The 26,798-nt window shown below is 29.5% G+C and carries 26 protein-coding genes and 1 other annotated feature; of the genes, 8 read left to right on the top strand and 18 right to left on the bottom strand.

The annotated features are described in order from the left end of the window. Positions 1-211: 211 nt before the first annotated feature. The 7 genes from PTZ02_RS00945 to PTZ02_RS00915 form a co-directional block, all read right to left on the bottom strand. Positions 212-1,117 carry a D-alanine--D-alanine ligase gene (locus tag PTZ02_RS00945; protein WP_274225962.1) on the bottom strand — a complete coding sequence of 302 codons (906 nt, stop codon included), beginning with the start codon at positions 1,115-1,117 and terminating at the stop codon, positions 212-214. A gap of 199 nt (positions 1,118-1,316) precedes the next feature. Beyond that, positions 1,317-1,952 (bottom strand): endonuclease III, encoded by a 636-nt coding sequence (nth, locus tag PTZ02_RS00940; RefSeq protein WP_274225961.1) that lies wholly within the window; start codon positions 1,950-1,952, stop codon positions 1,317-1,319. Positions 1,953-2,042: 90 nt separating this feature from the next. After that, entirely contained in the window at positions 2,043-2,747 is a 705-nt protein-coding gene (locus PTZ02_RS00935) for a lysophospholipid acyltransferase family protein (protein ID WP_274225960.1), read from the bottom strand. Between the two features lie 176 nt (positions 2,748-2,923). Continuing rightward, the gene (gene queG / locus PTZ02_RS00930) at positions 2,924-3,925 is read right to left on the bottom strand and encodes a tRNA epoxyqueuosine(34) reductase QueG (protein ID WP_274225959.1); all 1,002 of its coding nucleotides are present in this window, start codon (positions 3,923-3,925) and stop codon (positions 2,924-2,926) included. Positions 3,926-3,929: 4 nt separating this feature from the next. Then, positions 3,930-4,514, bottom strand: coding sequence for a serine O-acetyltransferase EpsC (gene epsC, locus PTZ02_RS00925; RefSeq protein WP_274225958.1), 585 nt, complete (start codon positions 4,512-4,514; stop codon positions 3,930-3,932). Between the two features lie 21 nt (positions 4,515-4,535). Next, entirely contained in the window at positions 4,536-5,447 is a 912-nt protein-coding gene (gene cysK / locus PTZ02_RS00920; protein ID WP_274225957.1) for a cysteine synthase A, read from the bottom strand. An 88-nt stretch (positions 5,448-5,535) separates the two neighbouring features. After that, positions 5,536-5,809, bottom strand: a binding site (T-box leader). A 287-nt stretch (positions 5,810-6,096) separates the two neighbouring features. Then, positions 6,097-7,362: a magnesium transporter gene (locus tag PTZ02_RS00915; protein WP_274225956.1), complete on the bottom strand. Its 1,266-nt coding sequence runs from the start codon at positions 7,360-7,362 to the stop codon at positions 6,097-6,099. 311 nt (positions 7,363-7,673) lie between these two features. On the opposite strand from PTZ02_RS00915, the gene PTZ02_RS00910 reads away from it, so the two are divergent. Next, entirely contained in the window at positions 7,674-9,554 is a 1,881-nt protein-coding gene (locus PTZ02_RS00910; RefSeq protein WP_274225955.1) for a YgiQ family radical SAM protein, read from the top strand. A 31-nt stretch (positions 9,555-9,585) separates the two neighbouring features. On the opposite strand, the gene PTZ02_RS00905 is transcribed toward PTZ02_RS00910, so the two are convergent. From PTZ02_RS00905 to PTZ02_RS00895, 3 genes are all read right to left on the bottom strand, one after another. Then, complete coding sequence (locus tag PTZ02_RS00905; protein ID WP_274225954.1) at positions 9,586-11,925, bottom strand: HAD-IC family P-type ATPase; 2,340 nt, start codon at positions 11,923-11,925, stop codon at positions 9,586-9,588. 105 nt (positions 11,926-12,030) lie between these two features. Then, the gene (locus tag PTZ02_RS00900) at positions 12,031-12,717 is read right to left on the bottom strand and encodes a hypothetical protein (protein WP_274225953.1); all 687 of its coding nucleotides are present in this window, start codon (positions 12,715-12,717) and stop codon (positions 12,031-12,033) included. Positions 12,718-12,766: 49 nt separating this feature from the next. Beyond that, a complete protein-coding gene (locus PTZ02_RS00895) occupies positions 12,767-13,645 on the bottom strand; it encodes a YegS/Rv2252/BmrU family lipid kinase (protein ID WP_274225952.1) in 879 nt (292 codons plus the stop codon). A gap of 298 nt (positions 13,646-13,943) precedes the next feature. On the opposite strand from PTZ02_RS00895, the gene pssA reads away from it, so the two are divergent. Further along, positions 13,944-14,465, top strand: a complete 522-nt coding sequence (pssA, locus tag PTZ02_RS00890; RefSeq protein WP_274225951.1) for a CDP-diacylglycerol--serine O-phosphatidyltransferase — start codon at positions 13,944-13,946, stop codon at positions 14,463-14,465. Positions 14,466-14,529: 64 nt separating this feature from the next. Here the strand turns inward: pssA and PTZ02_RS00885 are convergent, their stop codons facing one another. The 5 genes from PTZ02_RS00885 to PTZ02_RS00865 all read right to left on the bottom strand — a co-directional run bounded on the left by PTZ02_RS00885 (position 14,530) and on the right by PTZ02_RS00865 (position 20,105). Next, complete coding sequence (locus tag PTZ02_RS00885) at positions 14,530-14,988, bottom strand: hypothetical protein (RefSeq protein WP_274225950.1); 459 nt, start codon at positions 14,986-14,988, stop codon at positions 14,530-14,532. Between the two features lie 77 nt (positions 14,989-15,065). Continuing rightward, positions 15,066-15,239, bottom strand: a complete 174-nt coding sequence (locus PTZ02_RS00880) for a hypothetical protein (RefSeq protein WP_274225949.1) — start codon at positions 15,237-15,239, stop codon at positions 15,066-15,068. A gap of 18 nt (positions 15,240-15,257) precedes the next feature. Continuing rightward, on the bottom strand, positions 15,258-15,815 hold the full coding sequence (locus PTZ02_RS00875; RefSeq protein WP_274225948.1) for a rubrerythrin family protein: 558 nt from the start codon (positions 15,813-15,815) through the stop codon (positions 15,258-15,260). 395 nt (positions 15,816-16,210) lie between these two features. Then, a complete protein-coding gene (locus tag PTZ02_RS00870) occupies positions 16,211-18,979 on the bottom strand; it encodes an AAA family ATPase (protein ID WP_274225947.1) in 2,769 nt (922 codons plus the stop codon). Then, positions 18,969-20,105 carry a metallophosphoesterase family protein gene (locus PTZ02_RS00865; protein ID WP_274225946.1) on the bottom strand — a complete coding sequence of 379 codons (1,137 nt, stop codon included), beginning with the start codon at positions 20,103-20,105 and terminating at the stop codon, positions 18,969-18,971. The genes PTZ02_RS00870 and PTZ02_RS00865 overlap by 11 nt, the downstream gene beginning before the upstream one ends. Before the next feature lie 283 nt (positions 20,106-20,388). Between PTZ02_RS00865 and PTZ02_RS00860 the strand changes: the two genes are divergently transcribed. From PTZ02_RS00860 to PTZ02_RS00835, 6 genes are all read left to right on the top strand, one after another. Continuing rightward, complete coding sequence (locus PTZ02_RS00860) at positions 20,389-20,943, top strand: signal peptidase I (RefSeq protein ID WP_274225945.1); 555 nt, start codon at positions 20,389-20,391, stop codon at positions 20,941-20,943. Between the two features lie 83 nt (positions 20,944-21,026). Then, on the top strand, positions 21,027-21,719 hold the full coding sequence (locus PTZ02_RS00855; protein ID WP_274225944.1) for a SipW-dependent-type signal peptide-containing protein: 693 nt from the start codon (positions 21,027-21,029) through the stop codon (positions 21,717-21,719). Between the two features lie 85 nt (positions 21,720-21,804). Continuing rightward, positions 21,805-22,419, top strand: a complete 615-nt coding sequence (locus PTZ02_RS00850) for a hypothetical protein (RefSeq protein WP_274225943.1) — start codon at positions 21,805-21,807, stop codon at positions 22,417-22,419. Between the two features lie 46 nt (positions 22,420-22,465). After that, positions 22,466-23,194 (top strand): LPXTG cell wall anchor domain-containing protein, encoded by a 729-nt coding sequence (locus PTZ02_RS00845; RefSeq protein ID WP_274225942.1) that lies wholly within the window; start codon positions 22,466-22,468, stop codon positions 23,192-23,194. Beyond that, positions 23,187-23,774 (top strand): TasA family protein, encoded by a 588-nt coding sequence (locus PTZ02_RS00840; protein ID WP_274225941.1) that lies wholly within the window; start codon positions 23,187-23,189, stop codon positions 23,772-23,774. Before PTZ02_RS00845 ends, PTZ02_RS00840 begins: the two co-directional genes overlap by 8 nt. A gap of 14 nt (positions 23,775-23,788) precedes the next feature. Next, positions 23,789-24,904, top strand: a complete 1,116-nt coding sequence (locus PTZ02_RS00835; protein ID WP_274225940.1) for a hypothetical protein — start codon at positions 23,789-23,791, stop codon at positions 24,902-24,904. A gap of 59 nt (positions 24,905-24,963) precedes the next feature. Here the strand turns inward: PTZ02_RS00835 and PTZ02_RS00830 are convergent, their stop codons facing one another. The 3 genes from PTZ02_RS00830 to PTZ02_RS00820 all read right to left on the bottom strand — a co-directional run bounded on the left by PTZ02_RS00830 (position 24,964) and on the right by PTZ02_RS00820 (position 26,779). Further along, on the bottom strand, positions 24,964-25,482 hold the full coding sequence (locus PTZ02_RS00830; protein WP_274225939.1) for a signal peptidase I: 519 nt from the start codon (positions 25,480-25,482) through the stop codon (positions 24,964-24,966). 254 nt (positions 25,483-25,736) lie between these two features. Next, complete coding sequence (locus tag PTZ02_RS00825) at positions 25,737-25,919, bottom strand: alpha/beta-type small acid-soluble spore protein (RefSeq protein WP_274225938.1); 183 nt, start codon at positions 25,917-25,919, stop codon at positions 25,737-25,739. Positions 25,920-26,062: 143 nt separating this feature from the next. Beyond that, the gene (locus tag PTZ02_RS00820) at positions 26,063-26,779 is read right to left on the bottom strand and encodes a gamma-glutamyl-gamma-aminobutyrate hydrolase family protein (RefSeq protein ID WP_274225937.1); all 717 of its coding nucleotides are present in this window, start codon (positions 26,777-26,779) and stop codon (positions 26,063-26,065) included. Positions 26,780-26,798 lie beyond the last annotated feature (19 nt).

The following is a 26,798-nucleotide window of genomic DNA, read 5'->3' as shown; positions in this document are numbered from 1 at the left end:
TATTTTTTATTCTTGTTTGAAAAGTCGGTTTCTGGACCTTTTCAGGCATGAATAAATTTTTAGTTAAACTTAAAACCCTATAGTAAATCCTTAGATTATAATTCAAACTTATAATGTTATCCACAACTTTAAAATATTATAAATTCCTAAAGAATAAAAAAATATAAGAGGTGCCTAATATTTTAGACACCTCTGTTATAATTTATAGTTCTTAATTTCTTGAAACCTTTAATGATTTATCTATAATAATATCTAAAAGTTCATTAAATTCAATATTTATTCCTGCTGCACTCTTAGGTATAAGGGAATTCTTAGTCATTCCTGGTAATGTGTTCACTTCTAAAATATAAGGAACGCCTTCTTTAACAATCATATCTACTCTAGCATAAACTGAACATTTCAATGCCTTATAGGTTGCGAATGCCATTTTCTGTACTTCTGTATAAAGCTCTTCTTCTAATTCAACCACAAATTCATCTGCTCCGCCATCTGAATATTTTGATGCATAATCAAAGAACGAAGATTTAGGTTTTATTGCAATGATAGGATATAGTTTTCCATCAATAACTGGACATGTTATTTCATCGCCTTTAATGTATTCTTCTATCATTACTTCAGAATCCCATTTAAGTGCTTCTGCTACACAGCCTTCAATACTATCTTTATCATTTACAACAAATGTTGCTACAGAAGATCCTCCAGAATTAGGTTTAACTACAACTGGATATCCAAATTCCTCTATAACTTCATAATTAATTTCTTCAATTGATGAAACATTAAACCATCTTGCAGTTCTGATGTCGCAAGCTTTTAATACTTTTTTAGTCATATCTTTGTCCATACAAACAGAAGAACTCATTATTCCACATCCTGAATATGGAATTCCTAATGTTTCAAGAACAGCCTGTACAGCGCCATCTTCACCGAATTTACCATGTAGTGCAAGTAATGCAAAATCTATCCCTTTTACTTTTTCCACTAATTCTTCTTTACTATTCAAAAGTATTGGTACTACTTCATATTTATTTTTATCAAGATTTTCTACTACAGAATTACCACTAGCTATAGATATGTCTCTTTCAGAAGAAACACCACCCATAATTACTCCAACTTTCATTAATGAACCCTCCAAATAATAAAATCTTTGTTTATTATAAACCTTTAAAGCTTAATTGGCAATTAACAAGTATGCTAATTAAACTATATTATTTATAAAAAATCCTGTTTATTGTGAAATTTCACATACAATAGATTACGACAAAATAAAAAAGTAGAAGTATTAAGCCTCTACTCTCAAGAAATCTTTCATAAAAAATCTAATCTTTATTTATAGTTTTGAAGTAATCACAATACTTGTTAATAATGCAGCCTTCACAATTTGGTTTTCTCGCAGTACAACATCTTCTACCATGAAATATTAGTAAATGGTGAGCATGAGACCACTGATTTTTAGGTATTTCCTTCATCAATTGTTCTTCAGTTTTTTCTACATTATTTGCCTTTGCTAAACCAATTCTATTTGAAACTCTAAAAACATGAGTATCTACTGCTATAGCAGGCACTCCAAATGCATTTGACAATACAACATTAGCAGTCTTACGACCTGCCCCTGCTAATGATGTAATTCCTTCCATAGTATTAGGAACTTCACCATTAAATTTTTCTTTTAATTGTCTACACATTAAGTAAATATTTTTTGCTTTATTTCTATATAAACCTATTTGTTTTATTCTATTTTCCAATTCTTCATGGGTTAAAGTTAGAAAGCTATCTAAGTCAGGATACTCTTTAAACAAACTCTCTGTAACCTCATTAACTTTCTTATCCGTTGTCTGTGCAGAAAGTATGGTCGCTACTAGAAGTTGAAAAGGTGAGTTATGGTCTAATTCACACTTTGCATCTGGATATGCTTCTTTTAAAAGTTCTAAAATTTTTCCAGTACTTTTTTTCATAGCTCCTCCTTTACTTATATAATACAAAAACCATATTACATCTCATGGTAATACATGTAAACCCTTTAATGCATTATATATAATATAAATTTAAGAATAAAATCCTCTATACTTTTCTGGTAATAGTTTAGCTATATTTTTCATAATGTATACCAAAACTCTATCATCGTATTGATGTTTATCCTCATCCATCTCTTTTAATGGAAGTGTAAATGGTTCTCCAAATTTCACAGTAACTTTTGAGTGATTCCATTTTTCTTTTGCCATTTCACCATCTTTATTTATAGGTAATAATATTTCACTACCCTCCATACCAATTGGCACTATCTCGGCTTTAGTTAATCTTGCAATTAATAGAATACCTTTTTTAGCTTCGATCATGGAACCAGTCCTACTTCTTGTTCCTTCTGGAAATATTAAAATATTATTTCCTGCTCTAACGGTCTTTACAATATTCATAATGGCATCTTTATCTGCTGAATTAGGTTTTATATTAATAGTCTTAACTATCTTTGCTCCTAAGTTAGTTACTGGGTCATTAGACAATTTGACACCAGCAATAAAGAACGGATCATATTTTTCCTTTAGAAGTTTATTTAAAATCAATCCATCTGAATTACTTAAATGATTGCATATAAATATCTTAGCTCCCTTAGCTCTATCAATATTTTCAAATCCTTCTACATTTAATTGAGCATATCTGCTTATATACCCATTTGCTAATTTTCTTGCTATGATTATGAACCACTTTTCAGGCAGTACATTTATAACTTTTGCTAAAGACTTTGATATCATTTTCTTTTCCCCTCACTAAATAAATGGTTTTAAATTCATAATTTAAACATATATTGGGGTTTTAAGTTCAACTAATAATTTATTCATGCCTGAAAATGTCCAGAAGCCGACATTTTCAAACAAGAGTAAATTAAGTTTCCTATAAAAAACCCTATATTATGAATTTTCTACCCCAATTATAAATTACTTTTCTCATAAAGTCTATTCAAATAGTCTTTTAAGTATGGTGATTGAAATTTAATATCTTCAAATTCCTTTTTATTTTTCTCATAATTCCTTATTAGTGAGTTTCTAATTATGACGTTTTTCCCTCTCCAACCACAGGAGGTTATCTTTAACTTATTCTTAAACTCTTCATTATTTATGTAAATTAGTTTTTTGCTATCTTCCTCATTCATAAAGTCTAAAGGATAGAATTCCTTCAAACTACTACTTTTTGCTTTTTCATTATATGGACATAGTTTTTGACAACTATCACATCCAAAAATCCTTCCTTCCAATTTATCAAACCAGATATCCCCAATATCTTTCTTTTGAGTGATATAAGATAAACATATATTAGGATTTTTTCTTTTGCTATTAATTGCTTTTGTTGGGCATTCATTATAACATATACTACACTCTCCACAATTAATAAATTTATTTAAACTCTCAAATGTTAAGTTCGTAGAATTTTCTACTTCAAGATCAGTTATTATTTCGCCTAAAAAAACATATGAACCATATTTCTCAGTTATAAGCATATTGTTTTTCCCTATAAATCCTATGCCTGCTAGATATGCTATGTATCTTTCAGGTAAAGTGTTAGAATCAACGAAACAATAAGCTTCTCCTCCTAACTCCCTAATAAAACCTGCAATTTTTTCTAGGTATTCTAAAACAACCTTGTGATAGTCATTCCCTCGTGTATAAACAGAAAATCCATTATCAACATATTCACATGCATGAAGATAAGGGAAAGCTATAGAAACTATAGTCTTCCCCTTATTATAGTAATGGTTAGGATTCACTCTTTTATTTATGTCCTTCTCTTCAAACTCATTTTCAAGAGAAAGTTCTTTCCTACTTTCATAAAAACCTCTAAGCTCATCAAAAACTCTACACTCCGTAAATCCAACTAAATCTAGTCCTAATGAATTACAGTGCTCTAAAATCTTATCCTTAACGTTCTTTTTCATATAATCAAATCACCATTTCATTAAACATTTTTCTCATTTTTCCTCTGACATCAGTAATTTCAATAATAGTTGCTGAAGTCTTAACAATATTCCTTGCTGGAGCACCAACTGCTGTAGCATCTTTGGGAACATCTTTTAAAACTACTGAATTTGCGCCTATTTTGGCACCATCAGAAACCTCAATAGGTCCTAGAACCTTTGCACCACTTCCTATTACTACATTACTTCCAATCGTAGGATGCCTTTTCCCTTTTTGCTTACCAGTTCCACCTAATGTTACACCATGATATATTAAAACGTCATTACCAATTTCTGCTGTCTCACCAATTACAACACCCATTCCATGGTCTATTACTAAACCTCTGCCTATTTTAGCTCCAGGGTGAATTTCAATTCCAGTGAGAAATCTAGCAATCTGAGAAATAAGTCTGGCTAAGAAAAACATTTTTTTTGTATAGAAATAATGTGATATTCTATATGCAATCAAAGCATGTATCCCAGGATAAAGCAATAGTACTTCAATAAAACTTCTTGCAGCTGGGTCATTTTTCATGACACTATTAACATCATATCTTAGATTTTTAAACAAGCTTACCACATCCTACATTAATTAATCATATAGGCCCATAGAAATGTATTTTTCTCCTCCATCTGGAGCTATTACTAATACTTTTTTACCTTGTCCAAGCTTTTTAGCAACTTGAAGTGCTGCATATAATGCTCCACCAGCTGAAATTCCTATTAGAACTCCTTCTTTTGTAGCAAAGTCTTTTGCAGTTTTAAATGCATCTTCTTCAGTTACTTGAATTATTTCATCAATAACGCTTGCATCGTATATATCTGGAACGAAACCTGCTCCAATACCTTGTATTTTATGTGGTCCTGGATTTCCGCCTGATAATACAGGTGATTTTGCTGGCTCAACAGCTATGACTTTAACATCAGATTTATGGTTATTCTTTAAGTTCTTACCAACTCCAGTTACAGTACCGCCAGTACCAACTCCTGATACAAAAGCATCTAAATCTGGAATATCCTTATATATTTCTTCTGCTGTAGTTTCATAGTGTTTTTCTGGATTAGCTAAATTAGTAAATTGTTGTGGCATAAAGTATCCTTCTTGCTCAACTAATTCTGTAGCTTTAGCTATTGCTCCTTTCATACCTTTAGCACCTTCAGTTAATATTAATTCAGCACCATAAGCTTTTAAAAGGTCTCTTCTTTCTTTACTCATTGTTTCAGGCATAGTTATAACTACTCTATAGCCTTTAAGTTTTCCTATCATAGCAATTGCTATTCCAGTGTTACCAGAAGTTGGTTCAACTATTGTTGATCCTGGTTTTAATAAACCTAATTCTTCTGCTTTTTCAATCATTCCAAGTGCAGCTCTATCTTTTACACTTCCACCTGGATTAAACTTTTCAAGTTTAACATAAACTTCTGCTGAATTCTCATCAGTTAAAGTCTTTACCTTTAATACGGGTGTGTTTCCTACTAATTGTAACGCATTTTCATAAATCATACTATATACCTCCATGTATCTTTATATTAATTTTTTAAAATTTTGTAAATTCCTAAAGGGTAAAAAAAAATCCCAATCTCTAATAAATTATAGAGACGAGATAACCCGCGGTTCCACTCTAATTAAGCACATAACGCTTCACCTTAAAATCATTTTAACGGATGAAATCCGGATAACCCTACTAAAGTAATTTTTCAGGATATCAGCTCCAAAGCGCACTTCACAAAGATTTAAGTAAAGGCTTTCCACCACCGCCTTCTCTCTTTCTAGATAACTAACGGATTAACCGAATTTAAATTATCCCCTTAAATTAGTTATCTTAACTTTTCCTCTAAGTTACTCTTCTTTTTCACAACTTTTAATTCCCACTATTTTGATATGGTTTATATACTTAATTATATGCTCTTTATTCTAAAAGTCAACAAGTTTTTTCAAACTTTTATTTTTATTTTTTTTGAATCCTTACCTTTTTCTATTATTCCTTATTAATTTAATAATAATGTATGAAGAAACTTATTATTTTCACACTCGTTCTAATATTTTACATTCAAAGCATTTGAGGAATAACTTACAAATGATATTATTGTTTAAATAATCATTTTTAAGTTATTCCTCTATATTTATAAATAATATTTATTTTATACTTTAATTAAACTGCTTTTCTATTTTTCTTTCTCCAAAACGGCAACAATATTTCATCTACTAAGTCGTGCATTAAAACAATTCCTAACAGCTTATTTTCATCATCTACTACAGGAATGGATAAAAGGTCATATTTACTTTCCTTTTCTACCAATTCATCTAATGAATCATTATGTGTTACCTTCTCAACTTTATCATTCATTATTTCAGAAAGTTTCACATTATCCTCATTCATAATTAGATCTTTTAACGCAACTGAACCAAGTAACTTTCCTTCCCCATCAGTAATATATATGGAATACATTACTTCATCATCCGGCTTAGTTTCTCTAAATATTTCTATTGCTTCCCTTACTGTAATATCTATATTTAAAGCAATAAAATCTTTATTCATTATACTTCCTGCAGTTTCATCTTCATATGAAAGAAGTTCTTTAACTTCTTCTGCATCACCTTTTTCTAATGAAATAAGTATTTTTTCTCTTGATTCATCGTCTAATTCATCCAAGATATCAGCAATTTCATCATTAGGTAGGTTTTCCAATACTTCTGCCTGCTTAAGTTCAGATAACTCTTTGATTACTGTCCCCTTGTATTCTGGTTCCATTTCCTCTAAAGTATCTGCCATTAAATCTTCATCTAGTGTTTCAAATATTTTTTTTCTATATTGAGAATCCAAGTCTTCTAATATATCTGCTAAATCTGCTGGATGTAGCTTTGATAGCTTTTGATAAGGGTCTGTAATCTGTAGTGAATCATTAACTAATTCTAAGGATTCAACATCATCCCACATAATAGCTTGCTCATCTATATCTTTATGAAATAATTTCATTATAGGCTGTACCATTTTCTCAATGCCTTTTCTTCTATAGATAGCTAATGTTCCTGTTTCAACTGCTACAACTCTATACTCACCTGCAATCTCAACTATTCTAAGATCATTTACTCTTACTACTTGCTTTCCATTTATATCTACTATGTTTTTATCTAATAGATTTTGAGATAGTAGATAACTATAACTCCTAGGAAGAATTTCTTTGCTACCTCTTGTTTTAATAACAATTTTACTATTATCATTTAAATAAAAATCTATATTTCTAAATTCAAATTCATACATTACATTTCCTTTTTTCACCCTATATCCAATAATACGTGGGTATCCCTCTTCAGTCGTAACATATGCATCCTTTAAAATTCCAAGTACATCATCAAATTCGTCATATACCTTTTTATTCAGAATTGAGCTGTATAGAAACACATTTAACTTTTTCACGCCTACTCCTCCTTATTTAATTTTTACTTTTTATAAGAAGGAATAGGCATGTTTATACTCTTAGGGTATGAAGACCAATTCCTTCCATGTATTCATTTGTTATAACTTTGTATATCGAACTACCTTCCGGTCCTGCCTCCACTTTTTTCACCCTTTCATTTCAAAATAATTTAATTCCTAATTCATTATATTATATCTAGGTAAAAAAGCAACAAAAAAACTAAGTTTTAAGGCATTTAAGTTGCTATTATTTCTAATGATGTGTTATCATATATTGATTATGAAACTGAAATGGAAAGGTCGATTTTCTAATGAATTTAGTTAAAGAATTTTTACCCATAAATAAACAGGATTTAATAAAGAGAAATATAGAGCAATTAGATTTTATTATTGTTACTGGTGATGCTTATGTAGACCATCCCTCATTTGGAACTGCTATTATAGGAAGAACCTTAGAGGCTCAAGGATATACTGTAGGAATTATAGCTCAACCTAATTGGAATAACGCTGACGACTTTAAAAAACTAGGTAAGCCTAAGTATGCCTTCCTAGTTAATTCAGGAAATATAGACTCCATGGTTAACCACTATACTACTGCTAAAAGAAGAAGAAGTGATGATTTATATTCTCCTGGAGGAAAATCTGGTCATAGACCTGATAGAGCAGTAATTGTATATTGTAATAGAATTAAAGAAGCCTATAAGGATGTTCCAATCATTATTGGTGGAATAGAAGCTTCTTTGAGAAGATTTGCACACTATGATTATTGGGATAATAAAGTAAGAAGAAGTATTTTATTAGATTCAAAGGCCGATCTTTTAATATATGGAATGGGTGAAAAACCAGTTGTTCAAATAGCTGATTTATTACGCTATGGATTAGATATATCAAAACTTACAAGTGTTAATGGAACTTGTTACTTGACTAAGGATATTTCAAGCTTAAAAAATTATATATTAGTCCCTTCTTTTGAAGAAGTGTCAACAGACAAATTAGCATATAATGAAAGTTATAGTATTGAGTTTTATGAACAAGATCCAATTAGAGGAAAAACTATTATTCAACCTCATGGTGATAGATTTTTAGTTCAGAATATTCCTCAAGCTCCATTAACTCAAGAAGAAATGGATTTTACATATAATCTTCCTTATACCAGAAAGCCTCATCCTATTTATGATTCTGAAGGGGGTATTCCTGCAATAACAGAAGTTAAGTTTTCTATAACTTCACATAGAGGATGTTATGGTTCTTGCTCTTTCTGTGCGCTAACCTTCCATCAAGGAAGAATCATCCAAAATAGAAGTTCTGAATCTATAGTAGATGAAGCTAAGATCTTAACTACGTTAGATGATTTCAAAGGTTATATTCATGACATTGGAGGTCCTACTGCTAATTTCAGACACAAATCATGTAAAAAGCAAGAAGAGCATGGAACCTGTAGAGACAAACAATGTATGTTTCCAAAACCTTGCAGCAACTTAATAATAGATCATACTGAATATCTTGGTGTATTAAGGAAAGTTAGAAGTTTGCCTGGTATAAAAAAAGTATTTGTTCGTTCAGGTATAAGATATGATTACCTAATTCACGATAAAAACACTGAGTTTTTTAGAGAGTTATGCGAACATCACATAAGTGGTCAACTTAAGGTTGCTCCTGAACATGTTGCTCCTAAGGTATTAAAGCAAATGGGAAAACCTGGTCGAGATGTTTACGATAAATTCGTAAAGAAATACTTTGATATAAATAAATCAATAGGAAAAAAACAATTTCTGGTTCCTTATTTAATGAGCTCTCATCCAGGGTCAGATTTAAATTCTGCTATAGAACTCGCTTTATACGTTAAAGAAATGGGATATAATCCAGAGCAAATTCAAGATTTTTATCCAACACCTGGGTCACTTTCCACTACCATTTTTTACACAGGAATTCATCCACTAACAGGAGAAAAAATATATACTCCAAAGACTCAAGAAGAAAAGGATATGCAAAGAGCTTTAATACAATTTAGAGTTCCTAAGAATTATAATTTAGTAAAAAAAGCTTTAACAAAAGCTGGTAGGGAAGATCTCATAGGTTTTGGCCCTAAATGCTTAATTCCTCCTACACCTCCAAAGGTTAAGGCTGGAAAAGAAAATAATAAAGCTCATTCAACAAACAATAAAAACTTTAAAAAGAAAAAAAATCATTAAATTTAATAAAAAATATAAATAGTTCATCCTATTATGGATGTCTATTTATATTTTTTTCTATTTTTATAAAAACATTATTCATTGCCCAGCTTACTGCAACTACAGCAATAATTAATATTACATCAAAAATATTAATTATACTAAAGCCAAAGAATTCAGCTGATATCTTAACTACAAAAGACAAGAAAAACACAATTGCCATTAGCGCAACCAAGGTTCCTTTAAATAAGTTTAATGGCTTAGAAACATTGAGTAAAATTAATAGGCTAATACATCCTGATACTAATATACTTAAGGTCCTTAACTCTTCAATTGGCCTTCCTTGATAATATGCAATAAGATATACCAGAAGAGTCCCTAAGCTGATGCTTATTCCATTTGGTATTGATATAGATAAAATCCGTTTTAAAAATCCTCTATGAACCAACGCCTTATTAGGAATCAAGGCTAAAAACATCGATGGAAATCCAATGCCTATTGAACCTACTAAACTTAACTGTATAGGATCATATGGAAAAGGCAAGAAAATAAGAGCAAAAATAAGTGAAAGCAGAATTGAATATACAGTCTTAGACAAATATAGTTCTGATACTCTCTCTAAATTATTTATCATCTTTCTTCCCTCTTCTACTACCCTTGGTAATGCATCAAAATTTGATTCCAATAGAACTAACTGAGCTACTGCTTTAGTAGCATCACTTCCTGAGGCCATAGCGATTCCGCAATCTGATTCCTTGAGTGCCAAAACATCATTAATTCCATCTCCAGTCATTGCAACTATTCTTCCACTAGCCTGCAAAGCTTTTACTAGTTTTTGTTTCTGATATGGAGTCACTCTGCCAAAAATAACATTCTCCTCTATTACTTTAGAAAGTTCTTCTATATCCTCTGGTAAGTTTCTAGCATCTATATATTTATGTGAGTTTTCAACTCCTACTTTCTTGGAAACTGATGCCACAGTAATAGGATTATCTCCCGAAATTATCTTAATATTCACTCCCTGTTTTCTAAAATAAGCAAGGGTTTCGCTAGCATCTTTCCTTATAACATCCTCCATCAAAAGTATTGCCATTGGCTCAATATCTTCTGGTAAATTTTCATTTAAATTTTTATGTTTAAAATGTGCTAAAATTAATACTCTTCTTCCTTTTTCAGCCTCCTGTTCTACTATACTTCTAACTTCTATATAGTCATTCTTCACAATCATTTCAGGTGCTCCCAAAACAAAGCTTCCTATCCCTTCAACTTCTATTCCGCTCCACTTTTTTGTTGAATCAAAGGGTTCCATATGTTTAACTATGTATTTGTTAGATATAGGTATTTCCTTTCTTAAAGCATCAAAAGTCGCATTACCTCCAGGGAAACTTTTAATAAAGGTTCCTAAAATCTCTTTTATATCTTTGATATCATTCTCCTTCCAGGGAATTATATCTACTATCTTAAGTTTCCCCTCTGTTATGGTTCCTGTTTTATCTATGCACATAGTGTCTACTCTAGCTAACACTTCAGTTGCAGGAAGTTCTTGCACTAAGGTTTTATATTTTGAAAGTCTAATTACTCCTACTAGAAAAGTAGCACTTGTCAATAGAACTAAGCCTTCTGGAACCATTCCCACTACTCCTGCCACTGCACTTATAAATGCCTCTTGCCAAGTGGATTTTGTAAATAATATCTGTGTTACAATTAAAAGTGTTCCTATTGGTACTATAAGCCACATAATATACTTTAATATTTTATTAATAGCTCCTTGCATTTCAGAATTAATAACTTTAAATTTTTTAGCTTCTTTGGATAATTTAGCTGCATAGGTATCTTCTCCTACCTTTATTACTTTCCCATAACCATAACCTGAAACAATAAAACTTCCTGATAAAAGGTTGTCTTCTTTCTTTTTCCCAATATAATCTGATTCACCAGTAAGCATTGATTCATCAACTTCTACGTCTCCCATTGGTAATAAAACTGAATCCGTAACTAATTGAATACCTGGTTCTAAAATAATAACATCATCAAGGACTATTTCTTCTGAATTAATCAACACATCTATACCATCTCTAACAACCTTAACCTTAGACTTACTCAAGAGAGAAAGTTCTTCAATTGTTTTTTTCGCTCTAGTTTCTTGGAATATCCCTATAATAGAATTTGTTATTATCACAAAGGCAAATAATGCATTTTTAGGTGATCCTGCAACGATCACCATTGCTGCTAACACTAGATTTATCGCACTAAATCTTGTAAATACATTTGCTCTAATTATCTGAAGCCATGTTCTTGATGGAGGACTTACAACAACATTAACTAACCCAGCTTTTTTTCTTTGTTCCACTTCTGTTTTTGTCAATCCTAATTTATTATCTGTTTCTTCCATAATTTCACCTTCTTTAGTCATCCTGATAGAAACTTAATAAAAAATGGAGAGTATATATACTCACTATATATACTCTCCATTATCGAACATATTTAACAATGTTAATTAAAGATTTTTCCTTAAAAGCGTACCTGTTGCTTTTATTTGTCCTTTAAACAAACTTAAAGAATAATTTAATAATAAAATCACTAATAATTCGCTAATAATAGGATATGCAAAAAACCGTATATTAGATAAATATAAGATATTTTCTAATATTACTCCTATTGTTATACTTAATAATAAAATTAATGGAACCCTTACAGCATACTTATAGTCTAAAAAAATAATTATACTTGAAGATAATATAAGCATTAGCAATACATAAGTAATCCTATATATGAAATCTGTAGTCAAAACCACCATGAATCCATAATCATTATCTACCTTCACATATGCTTTTACCATATACATATAGACTATATATGAAAGAGTGAATAAAGATAATAAAACATATGCAAAGTTAAACTCTAGCTTTTCCTTTCTAAGTAATATATACAAAATCAAGATAGAAAAAAGGATTGTAGCTAGATTATCTAAGTATATTAATGATTTAAAATAAATTATAAACTGCTGATTATTTCCTAATGCTATATAAAACTGTGAAACAAAAGATAATAACGCAAAAACGCATGAAACAATCATATATATCTTAAGTTTTCTTGGACATGAAGTTCTTATTTTCATAAGAATTCTAAACAAAAAAATAATTATAAATAGCAATATTAAGTAATGAAAAAATTCTTCTGGCATACCTTCTCCCAATGTTTATTACTACTACTTATAATTATTATGTTTCTTATTATTTTATTCCTAAAACTTGAATTCCATTTTTTATACACTGAATATTTAGAGGAAAATCTGGACCTCTTTCACCATCAATATCTGTTACTATATCCTCAGGTGATTCAATTATAAGATTATCAGTCTTAAAGTAAAGAACATTTGGGCTATCTAAATGTTCCCCTCTCAATACTTTTATGAACAGCGGAATTAAATCTATAATTGTTATAGCCTTGAACATTATTACATCCAAATATCCATCCATTATATCTGCACTTGTTGCTAGGTTAAAACTTCCTGCTGTTTGTCCATTGAACACTAATAATAGATACATATATCCATCATATTCAACTTCCTTTGACTTAATATTAACCTTTAACTTTCTAAAATTAGGTAGCTGCTCTAATCCCTTAAGATAATAGGCAAGCTTACCAATTGTGTTTTTAAGATTTAAATCAGTTTTTTGAGATACATCTGTAAATAATCCTGTACTTGCAACATTTACAAAATATTTATTATTTATCTTTCCTATATCAACACCCTTTGGTTTTGAAGATAATATTTGTCTTACACAAGTAGATACATCCTGTGGTAATCCTAAAAATCTTGCAAAATCATTTGCTGTTCCTACTGGGAGAATTCCCAAAGGAATATCGATATTCCTTTCTTTCATGGCATTTACCAATGAATCAACAGTTCCATCACCGCCTGCTACTAATATATAGTAGAAAGATTCATCAATATCATTTAATGCTTCATCTATAGTAATCCCTTTTTCAATTCTAAAAGGTACAACTTGGTAACCAAATTCTTGATGTATTGAAATAACTTTATCTAATTCTGAAAGAATTAAATTTTCTCCTGAAAAGGGATTGTAAATAAATTTAACCTTTTTCATGAAAATATCCTCCTCTTAATTTATACGAGAAACAAAAATGATTATACCACTATTACCAAATGTTGTCGAGATAATCTCCAGTTCAAACAAATATATGTAATCTAAATTTCTAATATTTTAACCAATTATTTGCGTCATATTACGAATGTATTCTTAAATTTACCTTATAAATACATTAATTATGCAAATAATCTATATTTTCCTCTTAATTTTTTAGATTTCATAGAGTATAATAAATATTGGTCTATATATTCTAGATTATATATTTTAGTGAATTATTTTTTTTAGGAGTGATTATATGAGAAAAAGCAGCATACCTAACTTGTTTACTTTTGCTAACCTTGCTTTTGGATTACTATCAATTATTGCAACATATAACGATAACTATTTTTTAGCAGCCATTTTTATAATTGTTGCTGGTTTAATAGATAGATATGATGGAAGGATTGCTCGTTTTTTAAATGTTTCTTCTGACCTTGGCAAGGAATTAGATTCATTGGCTGATTTAGTTTCCTTTGGTGTAGCACCTTCAATACTTACTTTCGTATTATATGGATTCCAAGACTTAGGTCCTTATGGAGTATTAGGTTATATATGCGTTATTTTATTCCCTATATGTGGAGCATTTAGATTAGCAAGATATAATGCCTCAACATTTGATGGGGTTTTTACAGGGGTTCCAATAACAATTGCTGGAGCAGTAGTTGCACTTTTTGTTTTAGTAACTGTAAATAATAAAACTTCGGTATTTATACCAGTTGTAATAATGATTATTTTATCTTACTTAATGATTAGTACGTTTAAGCTAAAAAAAGTATAATTTTATCTTATATTAAAAGGGATTCAGTATAAACTGGATCCCTTTTAATACTTACCTAAACTTACTACTCTTTATCTTTTATTTCTTCAATAAATCCTGTAGGAAATTCACCATCAAAATCTGTTCTCTCTTCTTCTCTAAATTCCTCGTCTAATTTTCTATCAAATTTACCATCTTTTCCATCAAATCTTTTACTATTTTGAAATAAAAGTTCATTATCTATCTCAGTTAGTATAAGATCTTTTTCCGTTTTCATTACCAATATATCACTCTTAATCTTCACAAAATTTAAGTATGTGTATTCAGTACATTCTAGAATTTTTAATATTTCATCTATTAAATCTCCTAACTTATCTGCTCTTTTAAGTGCTTTCCTTACATCAGTTTTTTTTGCAAGTGCAATATTATTTAATTCACCTGCTGCTCCTACTAATAATCTATATGAATTTACGTACTTCTCCATTAATATAACTAGATTAGTAATTTCTTGATAATAGGAGCCTATTATTTCATTATATCCCATACCATCACCATTTGTACTGCTTTCTATAATTTATATTAATGCTAAGGGATTTTATGCTTATATATACTATTTTCAATTTATAATGTATATGATTTTAGAAAATTGTCCACATACTCTTCATCTATATCACAATAAATATTTGTCTTAGTATTAATTTCCCTTGCTCCGTTAGAAATTATACCATCCTCTATATCTATTATTTCTTCTCTAATAACAGGAAGAAAATATTCTTCTGGATAGTTAAAATACATACTTTTCACCTCTTAAAATTAATCTTTATACTCATTTTCTGACAAAGGATCACAATATAGCTTAAAGTATCCTTGAGGATATTTACATAGTGGACAAACTCTTGGAGCTTCATTGCCTTCGTGAATATATCCGCAATTCATGCATTTCCATAACTTATCTCCATCCGCTTCAAAAAAATTATCAGAATTAAGCTGGTTATAAAGTTCTGTATATCTCTTCTGATGACTTGCTTCAACTTCTCTAAGCTCTTTATAGAAATCAGCTACTCTATCAAAGCCTTCTTCTCTTGCATCTTTTTCAAATTCTTTATAAAGACTTTTAGTTTCTTCTGTTTCTCCTCCTATTGCATCTAATAAATTACTTTTTGTATCTTTAGCTAGTTCTAAGTATCTCCTATATACTTCTCTGGCATGTGCCAATTCATTATGAGCAGTTTCTTTAAATATCTCTGCTATCCACAATAATTCTTCTTGTATTGCTATTTCAGAATAAATTGTATATTTTGTGTTGGCTCTAGACTCCCCAGCAAAAGTTTTAAGTAAGTTTCTTTCAGTTTTGCTTCCCCTTAAATCCATGATTTCTCCTTAATTTTATTAATACTACTCTCTTATTAAAATATTCAATATTTTTCCTAATGTTACATTTACAGTTATCAATTTCATAACTTCTATGTACAACATGCTAATTATTAATAAAATAAAGGGAATCTTAAATATATATCTATATTTAAGATTCCCTTTATAAATTAAGTTTCCTATAAAAAACTCTATATAGAGTTTTAAGTTCAACTAATAATTCATTCATGCCTGAAAATGTCCAGAAACCGACATTTTCAATCAAGAATAAATTAAGTTTCCTATAAAAAACTCTATATAGAGTTTTAAGGTCAACTAATAATTCATTCATGCCTGAAAATGACCAGAAACCGACATTTTCAAACAAGAATAAATTAAGTTTCCTATAAAAAACTCTATATCAGTTCTATCACTTGCATTTCGGTATTTAATGTCTCTATTTTAGGTGCCATGTTTTTTAATATCTCTACTTCTCTCTTTTGGCAGCTAAATAAAATTATCTGTCTTTTATAACTAATTTCACTTAATACCTCAAGCACATTCTTAAGTCTATTATCATCATATTGAACAAAAGCATCATCAAAAATTAAAGGTACCTTTTCTTCTTTAAAAAGCATATCAACAAGCGCTAATCTTAATGAGAGATATACTTGATCCCAAGCTCCATTACTTAATAATTCTCCACTTAAGATATCGCCTTTATCCTGAACAACTACAAGTTCATAATTCTGTGATACCTTTACTTCTTTGTATTTACCTGATGTTAACTTCGAAAAATAATAAGATACCTTCTCATTTAATACAGGTCCCATATTTTTCTGAAGTTCTTTAAAGGATTCCTCTAATAATTCAATAGATAGCTCTACTCCCTTCAATCTTAATGAAAGTTCGTTAATATTATCTAGTGTTTCCTGTAAATCTCCCTCTATGGTAATTAAACTTCTCTTACCTAAAAACCTATTATATATTGAGTTTTCTACATCTTTAAGCTCCTTCTCAATATTTATAAGTTTTAAATTTGTTTGTTTAATTTCAAAATCAACCTCTTCTTCTGTCTCAAAGGAATAATCTAAATTGTCATTAATAATATACTCAAGCTCTTTATTTATATTTTCTAAATCCCTATCCTTAAGAAGAACCTTATATGTTTCTTCTACTGATTTTAGCGAGGCTTGTACCTGATCTTTTTCTTTTAATTTATCTAATATCTTATCTAATTCTAAATTTAAATTATTTAGTGGAATGTCTTGAAAACCTATCACCTCTAACTTATCGTATAAATTTTTCTCTTTTCTCTCTTTTTCATTATTAAGAGATTTTAGATTTTCACTATAATCTTTCCACCTTGCATTCACAATTTTTTCTCTAGATAAGACTTCCTTTAAGTCTTTAATCTTTAATAGTAGCGCTTCTAAGCTATCACACCCTGCATAACCAAAAATAGTATTTAGCATCTTATTATCTTCTAAATATCTAGTTCTTATTTCACTTATCTCCCCATTATAACTTTTTTCTTCTCTCTCTTTTATTAAGTCACCTAGTACTCTTATTTCTTCTTTATGCCTTTTATATTTTCTTAAAGACACACCTAATTCCTCTAGTGAGGAAAACTTAAGCATGTTTACATATTCATTTAACTTATTTTCTTTATCTATAATTTTCTCCTCTATCTCTTTTAATCTTTCTTTACTATATTTATCATCTGTTAAGTTCTCAATGTCTTTTGATAACTTAAATCTTATATTTAAAAGAAAGCCAACAAAAAATAGAGGTATTATAGAAAAGCTTGGTTTAACAAATGCTAGCGCAATTGAAGAAGTAATACCCAAAATAATCAACAAAGTAATGATAAAATTACTATTCTTTTTTTTCTTAATTTCCTTAGTTAAATCCTCTTTATGTCTATAATTGATTTTATCTTTTAACATAAAAAGCAATTCTTCATACTCTTTAATAGTACTATCTATGTCATCTTCATAACCTTCAATATTAACCCCTTTACCTAATGAAAGTTTAATTTCATTCAAACGGCTTTTTAACCCATCAATCTCTTTTATATTCTCTTCATATACTAGGATCTTACTTTTATTAACTTCTATTTCCTTATATAACTTTAATGTTTTTTCCTCTAAGTCGTTTCCTAATTCTATTATAATTTTATTGTCTTCTAGTATTTCTTCTATGCTTTTTCTTTCCTTTTCTATCTCTTGTTCTTCTTCTAATTTACTTTCAATAACCTCATTAAAACTTAATAATACTGCTACATCTTCTTTTATAGCCTCAACTTTTTCTCTATCTAATAAGCCTTCTTCTGATTTGAGTTCTCCTTCAATGCCTTCTGCTAACTTTTTTAGTTCCTGACTTTTTCTTAAATATTCTAGAATATCTTTATATTCCTTCTGCAACTTCATTTTTTTAATATGTTTTTTATAGAAATCTAACTTTTTTAATTTTAATTCTGTTTCTTCCTTTTCTTTTTTTATATCTATTAATCTACTTTCATCTTCTATATTTTTATTTGAGGTAATAAGAAAATCTTCTCTTTCTTCTATTAACTTATCTTTAATTTCCTTAAATTTATCTAATTCTCCATTCCCTCTTGTTGTTATTATTGACTTTCGTAGTAACTCTAATTTAGCAATTGCCTTGAAATAGGATACCCCTTCTTCTCCGCTTTCGAAACTATTGGTTAATCTATGCATAACTTCATCATCCTTAGAAGAACTTACATATGTTCCTAACCCTTTAATAAAAAGTGTGTTTTCAAATGAACTAAGGCTAATATTAAAAAGATCCTTTCCTGGTTCATCCAAGCTTATTTCACTTACCTTACTTCCTGATATTTCATCTATAATATTAGAGTTATCTTCCTTCTTTGTACTCCCGAAGGATCTTATTATTCTCAAATCTTCATTTTTATTATTAACTAAAAGTTCTCCTTGAGATCTTTCAGAATTATATATCGCATATCTAGTTCTTAAATTATCTCTTAAAGACTTGTTTCTTTTTGTTGATATACCGTAAAGCCAAACTTTTATGAAATTTTGAAGAGTGCTCTTTCCTGCTTCGTTTCCTCCATAAACTATATTAATTCCTGCTTTAAAGCTTAATTCTTTATTTTTCAAATTCCCAAATCTCTTGATTTTTAGGTCTTTAATAATCATTACCCTTCACTTCCTCTTCCATTAACGCCTCTAAACCTATCTTAAGAGCTTCCTCAAGATAAATTTTTTCTTCCTCAGTTGCATCTAATAACCTTTCAGCTACTTTTCTATAATAAATTCCTCTTAAGGAATTTTCCTTCTTTATAATATCAATATCTAAATTAACTCTTGTTTCGTCCTTTATTTTAATATAATATAACCTATCTTTAACCCTATACTCAATGGTTTTAATTTTTATAGGCATTTCACCGTTAATATAACCAGTTAAAATTACCTTGTAAAAGTTTCTATCTGTATCTTCATCTTTTAGAGAAAATAATATTGAATTAATTACTTGTTCTTGGTTAGTGCAATTGCTAATATCTACTTCTATTGAATTATATGTTCTTTCACATAATGGTAAAAAGTTAAGATTCACACCATCCTTATACACTTCACCAAAAATTATTCCCTTTTCTCCCGTTTCATCAAATCCTCTTCCTTCTGGGCATCCTGAATAAGCATAGAATGTATCATCTTCCCTTTTTATACCTGAAAAGCCATGCCTATGTCCTAAGGCTAAATAGTTTAAACCACTCTTTCCTATTTCATTAATAGTAATAGGGTTATATTCATTTCCTGTAGAGGAGGTAACTTCACCATGAAGTGCCATTATATTAATATATCCCTTATATATTTGTGGAATATTAAAGTTTTTTAACAGTGATGTATTCTCATAATTTGAACCAAATGAATATCCGTAGACAACAGTCTTAATATCTTCTAGAACTACATATTCTAATTCTTTTGAAAAGATAAATACATTTTTAGGCCAATTAAAAACTTTATAAAAACTTTTATCACTTAATGGATCATGATTTCCTGCTGCTATAAATACTTTTGTATTATTTAATGTTTCTATCTCACTTTTTAAAAATTCTAAGGTTGATTTCTTTATTGAAGAATTATCAAATATATCTCCACAGAGAAGAAGAATTTGTACACATTCTTCATTGGCTAAATTTATAATCTTTTTAAAACTCTTCTTTATATCTTCATTTCTCTTTTCTCCATAAGAACTAGATAATTCTTTGAATGGAGAATCAAAATGGAAATCTGCTGCATGTATAATTTTTATCCTATTCATATACTCACCTTTTCCGGTTTAAAATTACTCTCAATCGAACTTTTGTTCTTATTTTATCATAAGTTTACACTGAAAAAAAGAGTATCCTTAGAACCCCTTAATTAAAAATAATAACTAAAATTTATTTAAATTTAAAAATAAATTGTAATATGTATCCAAATAAGCAAATATATATAAAATTGTAACTTAGTTAAAATTTTATATATTTTCTTAAAAATTAAAGTTTAACTAGTATTTAACACTATTTTTAAAAATTTGTGAATAAATTTAAGGGGGGCATAAGATGAAAAAGAAGATATTCAAGTATTTATCAAACATAGTAATTGCATTACTTTTTATTTTAGTAATAGTTGCAGCTTATAGCAACATACAATCAAAAGGAAAACCTGGTAATCTTACATCCATTGGGTCATATTCATGGCTATCTGTTCTCTCTGGAAGTATGAAGCCAGCATTTAATCCTGGTGACCTAATAATTGATAAAAAAGTTGATACTACCAATCTTAAAGTAGGAGATGTAATAACCTACATGTATGGTGGAAACTTTCTAGCAACCCATAGAATAACAGAAGTTAATAAAGACCCTAAGGGGAATCTTCTATTTACAACTAAAGGTGATAGTAACAATGCCAAAGACGATATTTCAATTTCTTCAAGTATGATAGTTGGAAAATATTCTTTTAGAATTCCATTACTTGGATTTCTATTATTAAAAATAAAAGGATTACCTTCAGTAATAGGTATATGGCTTTTGTTTTTCTTAGTTACTGGAACAGAAATATATAGAATATATAAAGAACAAAAAAAAGCTAAACCTAGTGAATTAAAACCCGAGTAATATTTACCAAGTTATGAAAAAGGCGCGCTTTTCATATAAATTTGATATTCAATTATAAAATTAAAATTTTAGGGGGAAAAATTATGAATAAAAAATCTATTGGAGCTTTATTATTATCTGCATCTTTATTAGTTGCAGGTACAGCATCGACTTTTGCATATTTCACAGACTCAACTTCATCTGACCAAACAATTACATTAGGAAATGTAGGTGTTTCATTTTCACACGAAGATAATTGGAAGCTCGCAGGTAGTGGATTTGATTTAGATGCTTTTAAAAGGTTTGATTTTTTAAATTTACAAGTTCCTGGAAGACCTAACGATGAAATTAATCTTGGTAAAGATTCAGTTACTCACGTTGCACCTGGAGATGTTTTATATAAAAAATATACACTTAAAAATACTGGTAACTTAGATTCTAAAGTAAAGCTTTCTCTTACTAATATAGATGTGACTGATCCAGATGATGCTGGAAAAGGCCTTGCTAAAGGACATGATAATGATAAAGACAAGAGTAGTTTACCAGATTTGAGTTGGTTCAACATAAAAGCCTATGAAGTTAATGTTGATGGCTCAAGAGGAAAAGAAGTCGCTTTAGGCGTATACCCTGGCTATGTTACACTAGATGCTAAAACACAACAAGAGGTTGCAGTTTATGTTGGAGTTATTGTTGATAACGGCATGAAGAATGATGGTATGAATAATATTCTATCATTCACATTAAAAGCAGATGCAACTCAATGGAATAACCCAAATTGGAGTGAATCTGGTCACTAATCACTTGCTATATTAACTTCATAAATATTACAGTGCTTTAAAAATATTTATCGCACTGTAATTCTTTATATTTAGGAGGATATATATGAAGAATTCAAAGCTAATAATTTTAATTGCTCTTTCAATTCTTCTACTAACTTCAGGTATTATAGGGGTTTATGCATATCTAACCACTACAACTAAGTCAGATCCGGTTACATTCACCCTCGGAGATGTAAAGCTTCAAACCTCTAATTCTCCTTGGGAATATACTCCTATTGAAATTGAAAATGCAAAATCTTTAAGTAATGATCTTGTAGAAGGAAAAACTCTTACTTCTGATCTTAATATTGATAATTTAAGACCTGGTGATGCTTTCGAAAAAGAGATCACTATAAATTATACTGGTTCTCTCGAATCCAAACTTAAGATAACAAAGGGAACCTTATTAAGTGACTCGCCATTTATTTTAAAAATAGAACTTGATCCAGACTCTATTAAAGATAACTCATCAATAAAAATATCCAAAGATTCTAACGATGATAACACTTGGTATATTGAGAATGTAAAACAAAATGATATATTAACTTTCAATGTGAGACTGGAAGTTCCAACAAATTTAATCAATTCTACTAGTAATAACTTCACCTTAAATAATGATGCTTTTAAACTACTAGATATTACAGCCACTCAATGGAATAACCCAACCTATAGTAATTAATATAGGGTTTTAATAATTAAAATCCTTTAAGCAAGGAGTATAAAAAATGAAGATTAGAAAGCAAATCAAAAAATTTATCCTTGCCTTATTCGTTGGAGCAATCATGGTTTCTCTTGTAGTTGGCTCTATAAAGGCATCAGCACTTCAAAGTGCTCTAGACAAGGTAACTATTGTTCCTAAGGTTAGTGATAATAATTCAGGAATGTTTGATAATAGTGATGGATTTTGGTATCCAGGTAGAAAACTTACTAAGGACTTCGTTATAAAAAATGATAATGCAACTGACATAGAAATAAGTAAAATCTCAGTTAAAATAGAATCAGTTAACAACTTTCTATTGATGAAAGTTATAAACCCAGATGAAGATATATATAATGAATTTTTAAAGAACTTAAAAGTTCAGTTAAAAGATAAAGATTTGGTTCTCTTTGACGGTACATTTGAAGACCTTAAAAATAATAGTGTTTTGTTAGATAAACCGATAGTAACTCCTGGTGGAGGTTCAGAAGATATTTCTATTACAGTATATTTAAATGAAACCACCGGAAATATATTTCAAAATCTACAACAACTATTTAATTTAAGTGTTCAATTTTCCTTGAAGGATGGTGGGACCGTAACTACTGCCATTACTACACTTCCTAAAACTGGAGCAGCAGCTAACTTTGCTCTTTTAACGGCATTAGCTATGGCTCTTATTGGTATAGGATTAATCTTTTTTGATTACAGACAAAAAAAAGCCTCTCTAAACAAAGGAGGTAATAGCATTGAATAACAAGAAACTTATAAAGATTATTCTGCTTTGTTTAACATTAACTTTTTCTGGAGTTGGAGCCACATATTCTTATTTTGTTCATAATGAAAAAGTTGAAAATAGTATTAATGTGTCTGTTGGAACAATAAAATCTGATTTTATAGATTCAAACACCCAAACACCTATCACATTTCCTATAGTTAATATTAGCGGATTACTTCCAGGTGAAACTCAAACTAAAAACTATAATATAAAAAATATAGGAAGTCTAACATCTAAAGTTGCATTTAGTTTAGATAACTTTACGGAATCAGAAAAAGATACATTAATTCCCTATTTAAACTTTAAGATTGAGGCTGGTTCTAATCTATTATATGATGGCTCTTTAAAAGACTATATTAATAGTTCAGATAAAATACTGACTTTAAAAGATCAAAATAATGACCCTATTCTTTTAAAGTCAAATAGTGTTGTTGAAGTTAAATTGAGCTTTACTCTTCAAAATACTGTTCCTTATATAGCTGAAGGAAAAAGTCTTAAATTCAATATCAATATTCACTCAACTCAACCAAATGATCCTCAGTGGTCTTATAATAATTAGGAGGTGAAGAGATTATGAATTTAAGAAAAAAATTATCTTTTCTAATACTATGCTTGGTTTTTATAGTGACTGGATGCAATATAGGAACCTATGCTTTTTTATCACACAAGGCTCCAAATACTGATAATAGCATATCTACTGGGACTTTTCCTAAACCAATTGTTAAGCTGTATGCTTCTATAGGTCCAATATATAAAAACTTCTTCACTAGTAATAAAGACTATGAAAGTCCTAATTATAGGCAGTGGCTTGATAATGCATCAATTTTTATTATTAATGATTTACTAAACAAGACTTCCCAAGAACCAGTGGGAAGTGATTATAATAAATTTCAAAATATTTTATCTAATAATAGCGATTTTATTAACGTAAAAAATGACATTTCTACTTCTAGCTTTAAAAGCTGGGCTGGCGAAATAATAAAGGACAATAGTAGTGATAATGAGCATGGCTCATTAATGCACAATATAGTTGTTATTAGTACACCGATAAAGGAAGGTTTAAATTTAGGTAAGATAAATGTAAATAGTTGTGGATTACAAATAGAGCAACAAGATATCTTTCAAAGTATTGAAAAGAAAAATAAAGATGATAAAATGAATGAATATGTTCTAAAAAGAGATGAAAATGAACTTAATTTTGGTAAGAATACAAATAGAATACTTACATTTGACTACGTAAATGGTCAATATGTCAAAACCGGAACTGGTGATAATCAAAACTATGTTCCAGCTACAGAAGCTGATTTAATCATATTTGATATAGGAAGTGAAGGGTATAGTGTATTACCTGATGAAAAATCAAATCCTTCTTCCTTAAACTATCTTAATAATCTTCTTATTGGTAAAAGAGTTTATGCTAAAAAAACTGGAAAGGACTTAACTACTCCTTGGACAGGAGAAATGAAGAAATTAGTATTAAATGAAATGGTACCAAATGAGGATTATAGATGTAGATTAGACAGAACCGAATGTACTGTAATATTTACTTATGGGAAATATCAGGTACCGCCTCTAGAATACACAGTTAATTATTTGAATCCTAAAGATGATACAAAGGAAATAACCACTAAAGATGCTGAGGCTAATGTAGAAGAAGATTCAAATATTCCATCTGAAATTTTCAACTAATACTAGAAAGTATTTTATTTAAAAGCCCTTACCTTCTGAATCAAGATAAGGGCTTTATTCTATATATTTTTCTCTTTAATAAATGTTCTAATTTCCTTAATAATTACATAGAGAATCAATATCCAAATCACTCCAAGTGCAATAGGCCCTTTAAATATAGTAATTATAAGTCCCATATATGGTAACTTAAACTTATATTTCCCTACTACATCATTTGAATTAACCAGCTTTTCGTCTTCAACATTATTGGCATCGCCTTTTGTTTTATAAAAAATTTCTGAATTATTACTCTGTACATCCACTATCCTATGAGTAACTAAAGTATTGCCTTTTTTGAAAGTAATAACATCACCTGACTTTAATTTATCTATAGGCGTTTCTATATCTATTATAAGATCATATGCTTTAAATGTAGGAGTCATACTGTCGCTTAATACAGATAAAAACTTAACATTTCCTATTCCCGGTACTTTATCCTTGGATATCCTTGAGCTTACAAAAGAACCAACAGAAATCACTGCTAAAATAATCAATATAAATATCACTACATTTTCTATGATCTTTAAAAACTTTTTCATTTTTCCACTCCCTATATTTTCAAGATTTACACTTTATTATTTATGTCTCACATGAAAATATATGAATGAATATATATGTTTATAACTTAAAAAGATCTTTCCAAGAAAGATTATTAACTCTCTCTTGAAAAGATCTCGGTAGCTTATAAACTTGAACTTTCTGGTGGAACTTCTCCCATAGTAATCCCTCCTAAAATTTCAAAGTCATGATTACCAGTAAATAATGTTCCGTAGAGGCTAACCCTTAGCTCTCTCTACTTCAAGTGGCTCTCGTATTCGGCTACCATTCTTTTTACCATTTCGCCTCCAACTGAACCACATTGCCTAGCTGTTAGGTCTCCATTATAATCACTAAATGGAACACCAAGTTCTCTAGCTATTTCTGTCTTAAATTTACTTAGACCATTTTTTGCTTCGGGAACTAATTTTCTTGACATGGCGGTTTCCTCCTTTGGCTTATGGATTTTTGTAAGCTCCTAAGAAAAATTCATTTCTTTAAGCTTACACTATTATATTAACCACAATAAAGTTACTTATTCTTTATTATTTTTGCCTAAAATGGTATTTAATTCATAATATATTAAACTAAATCTATGAAGTATTTAAACATTCTAGTCATGTCCTCATTATTTCTCATTTTCTCTGGATGCCATTGAACCCCAAACACCTTATTATTTCCTTGCATTTCAATCGCTTCAATAACTCCATCCTTTGAAAATCCAGTTGCAATTAAATCTTTTCCCAGTCTATTTATGGATTGATGATGAAAACTATTAGTGCTTATAGATTTTCCAAATAACTTCACTAAGTTTCCACTATCTATAAAATCAACAGTATGAGTAGCTATATCATTATCTCCTACTTGAGAATGTTTTAGGTAATCCTTATATCCATAACTTATGTCCTGATGAAGTGATCCTCCAAAAAATACATTTATAGCTTGAATTCCCCTGCATATTCCTAAAATTCCTTTATTAAAATTTAATGCACTTTTAATTACTCTTAAATCAAATTCATCCCTAGCTGCACTAATGCTTCCTTGCAAAGGCTTTGGTTCTTCTCCATAATATAGAGGATTTATATCTCCACCACCAGAAAGTACTACTCCATCAAGGGAAGAAATTATTTCTTCTATATAATCTTCATCATTTATAACTGGTAATATTATTGGTACAGCACCAACTTTGGCAATTGCATTGGCATAATCTGCATTAACTTGTACTTTCTCGTCACCCACAACGCGGCCATCGCAAATAATCGTTAAATTAGGAACTATTCCTATTCTCTTTTTTCTCATGTTTTCACCTTCCACTACT

Origin of the sequence: Clostridium sp. 'White wine YQ' (assembly GCF_028728205.1) — a bacterium.
Classification (GTDB): Bacteria; Bacillota; Clostridia; order Clostridiales; family Clostridiaceae; genus Clostridium_T.
Note: the sequence above shows the minus strand (reverse complement) of the source record. Positions and strands in the feature narration are given on the sequence as shown.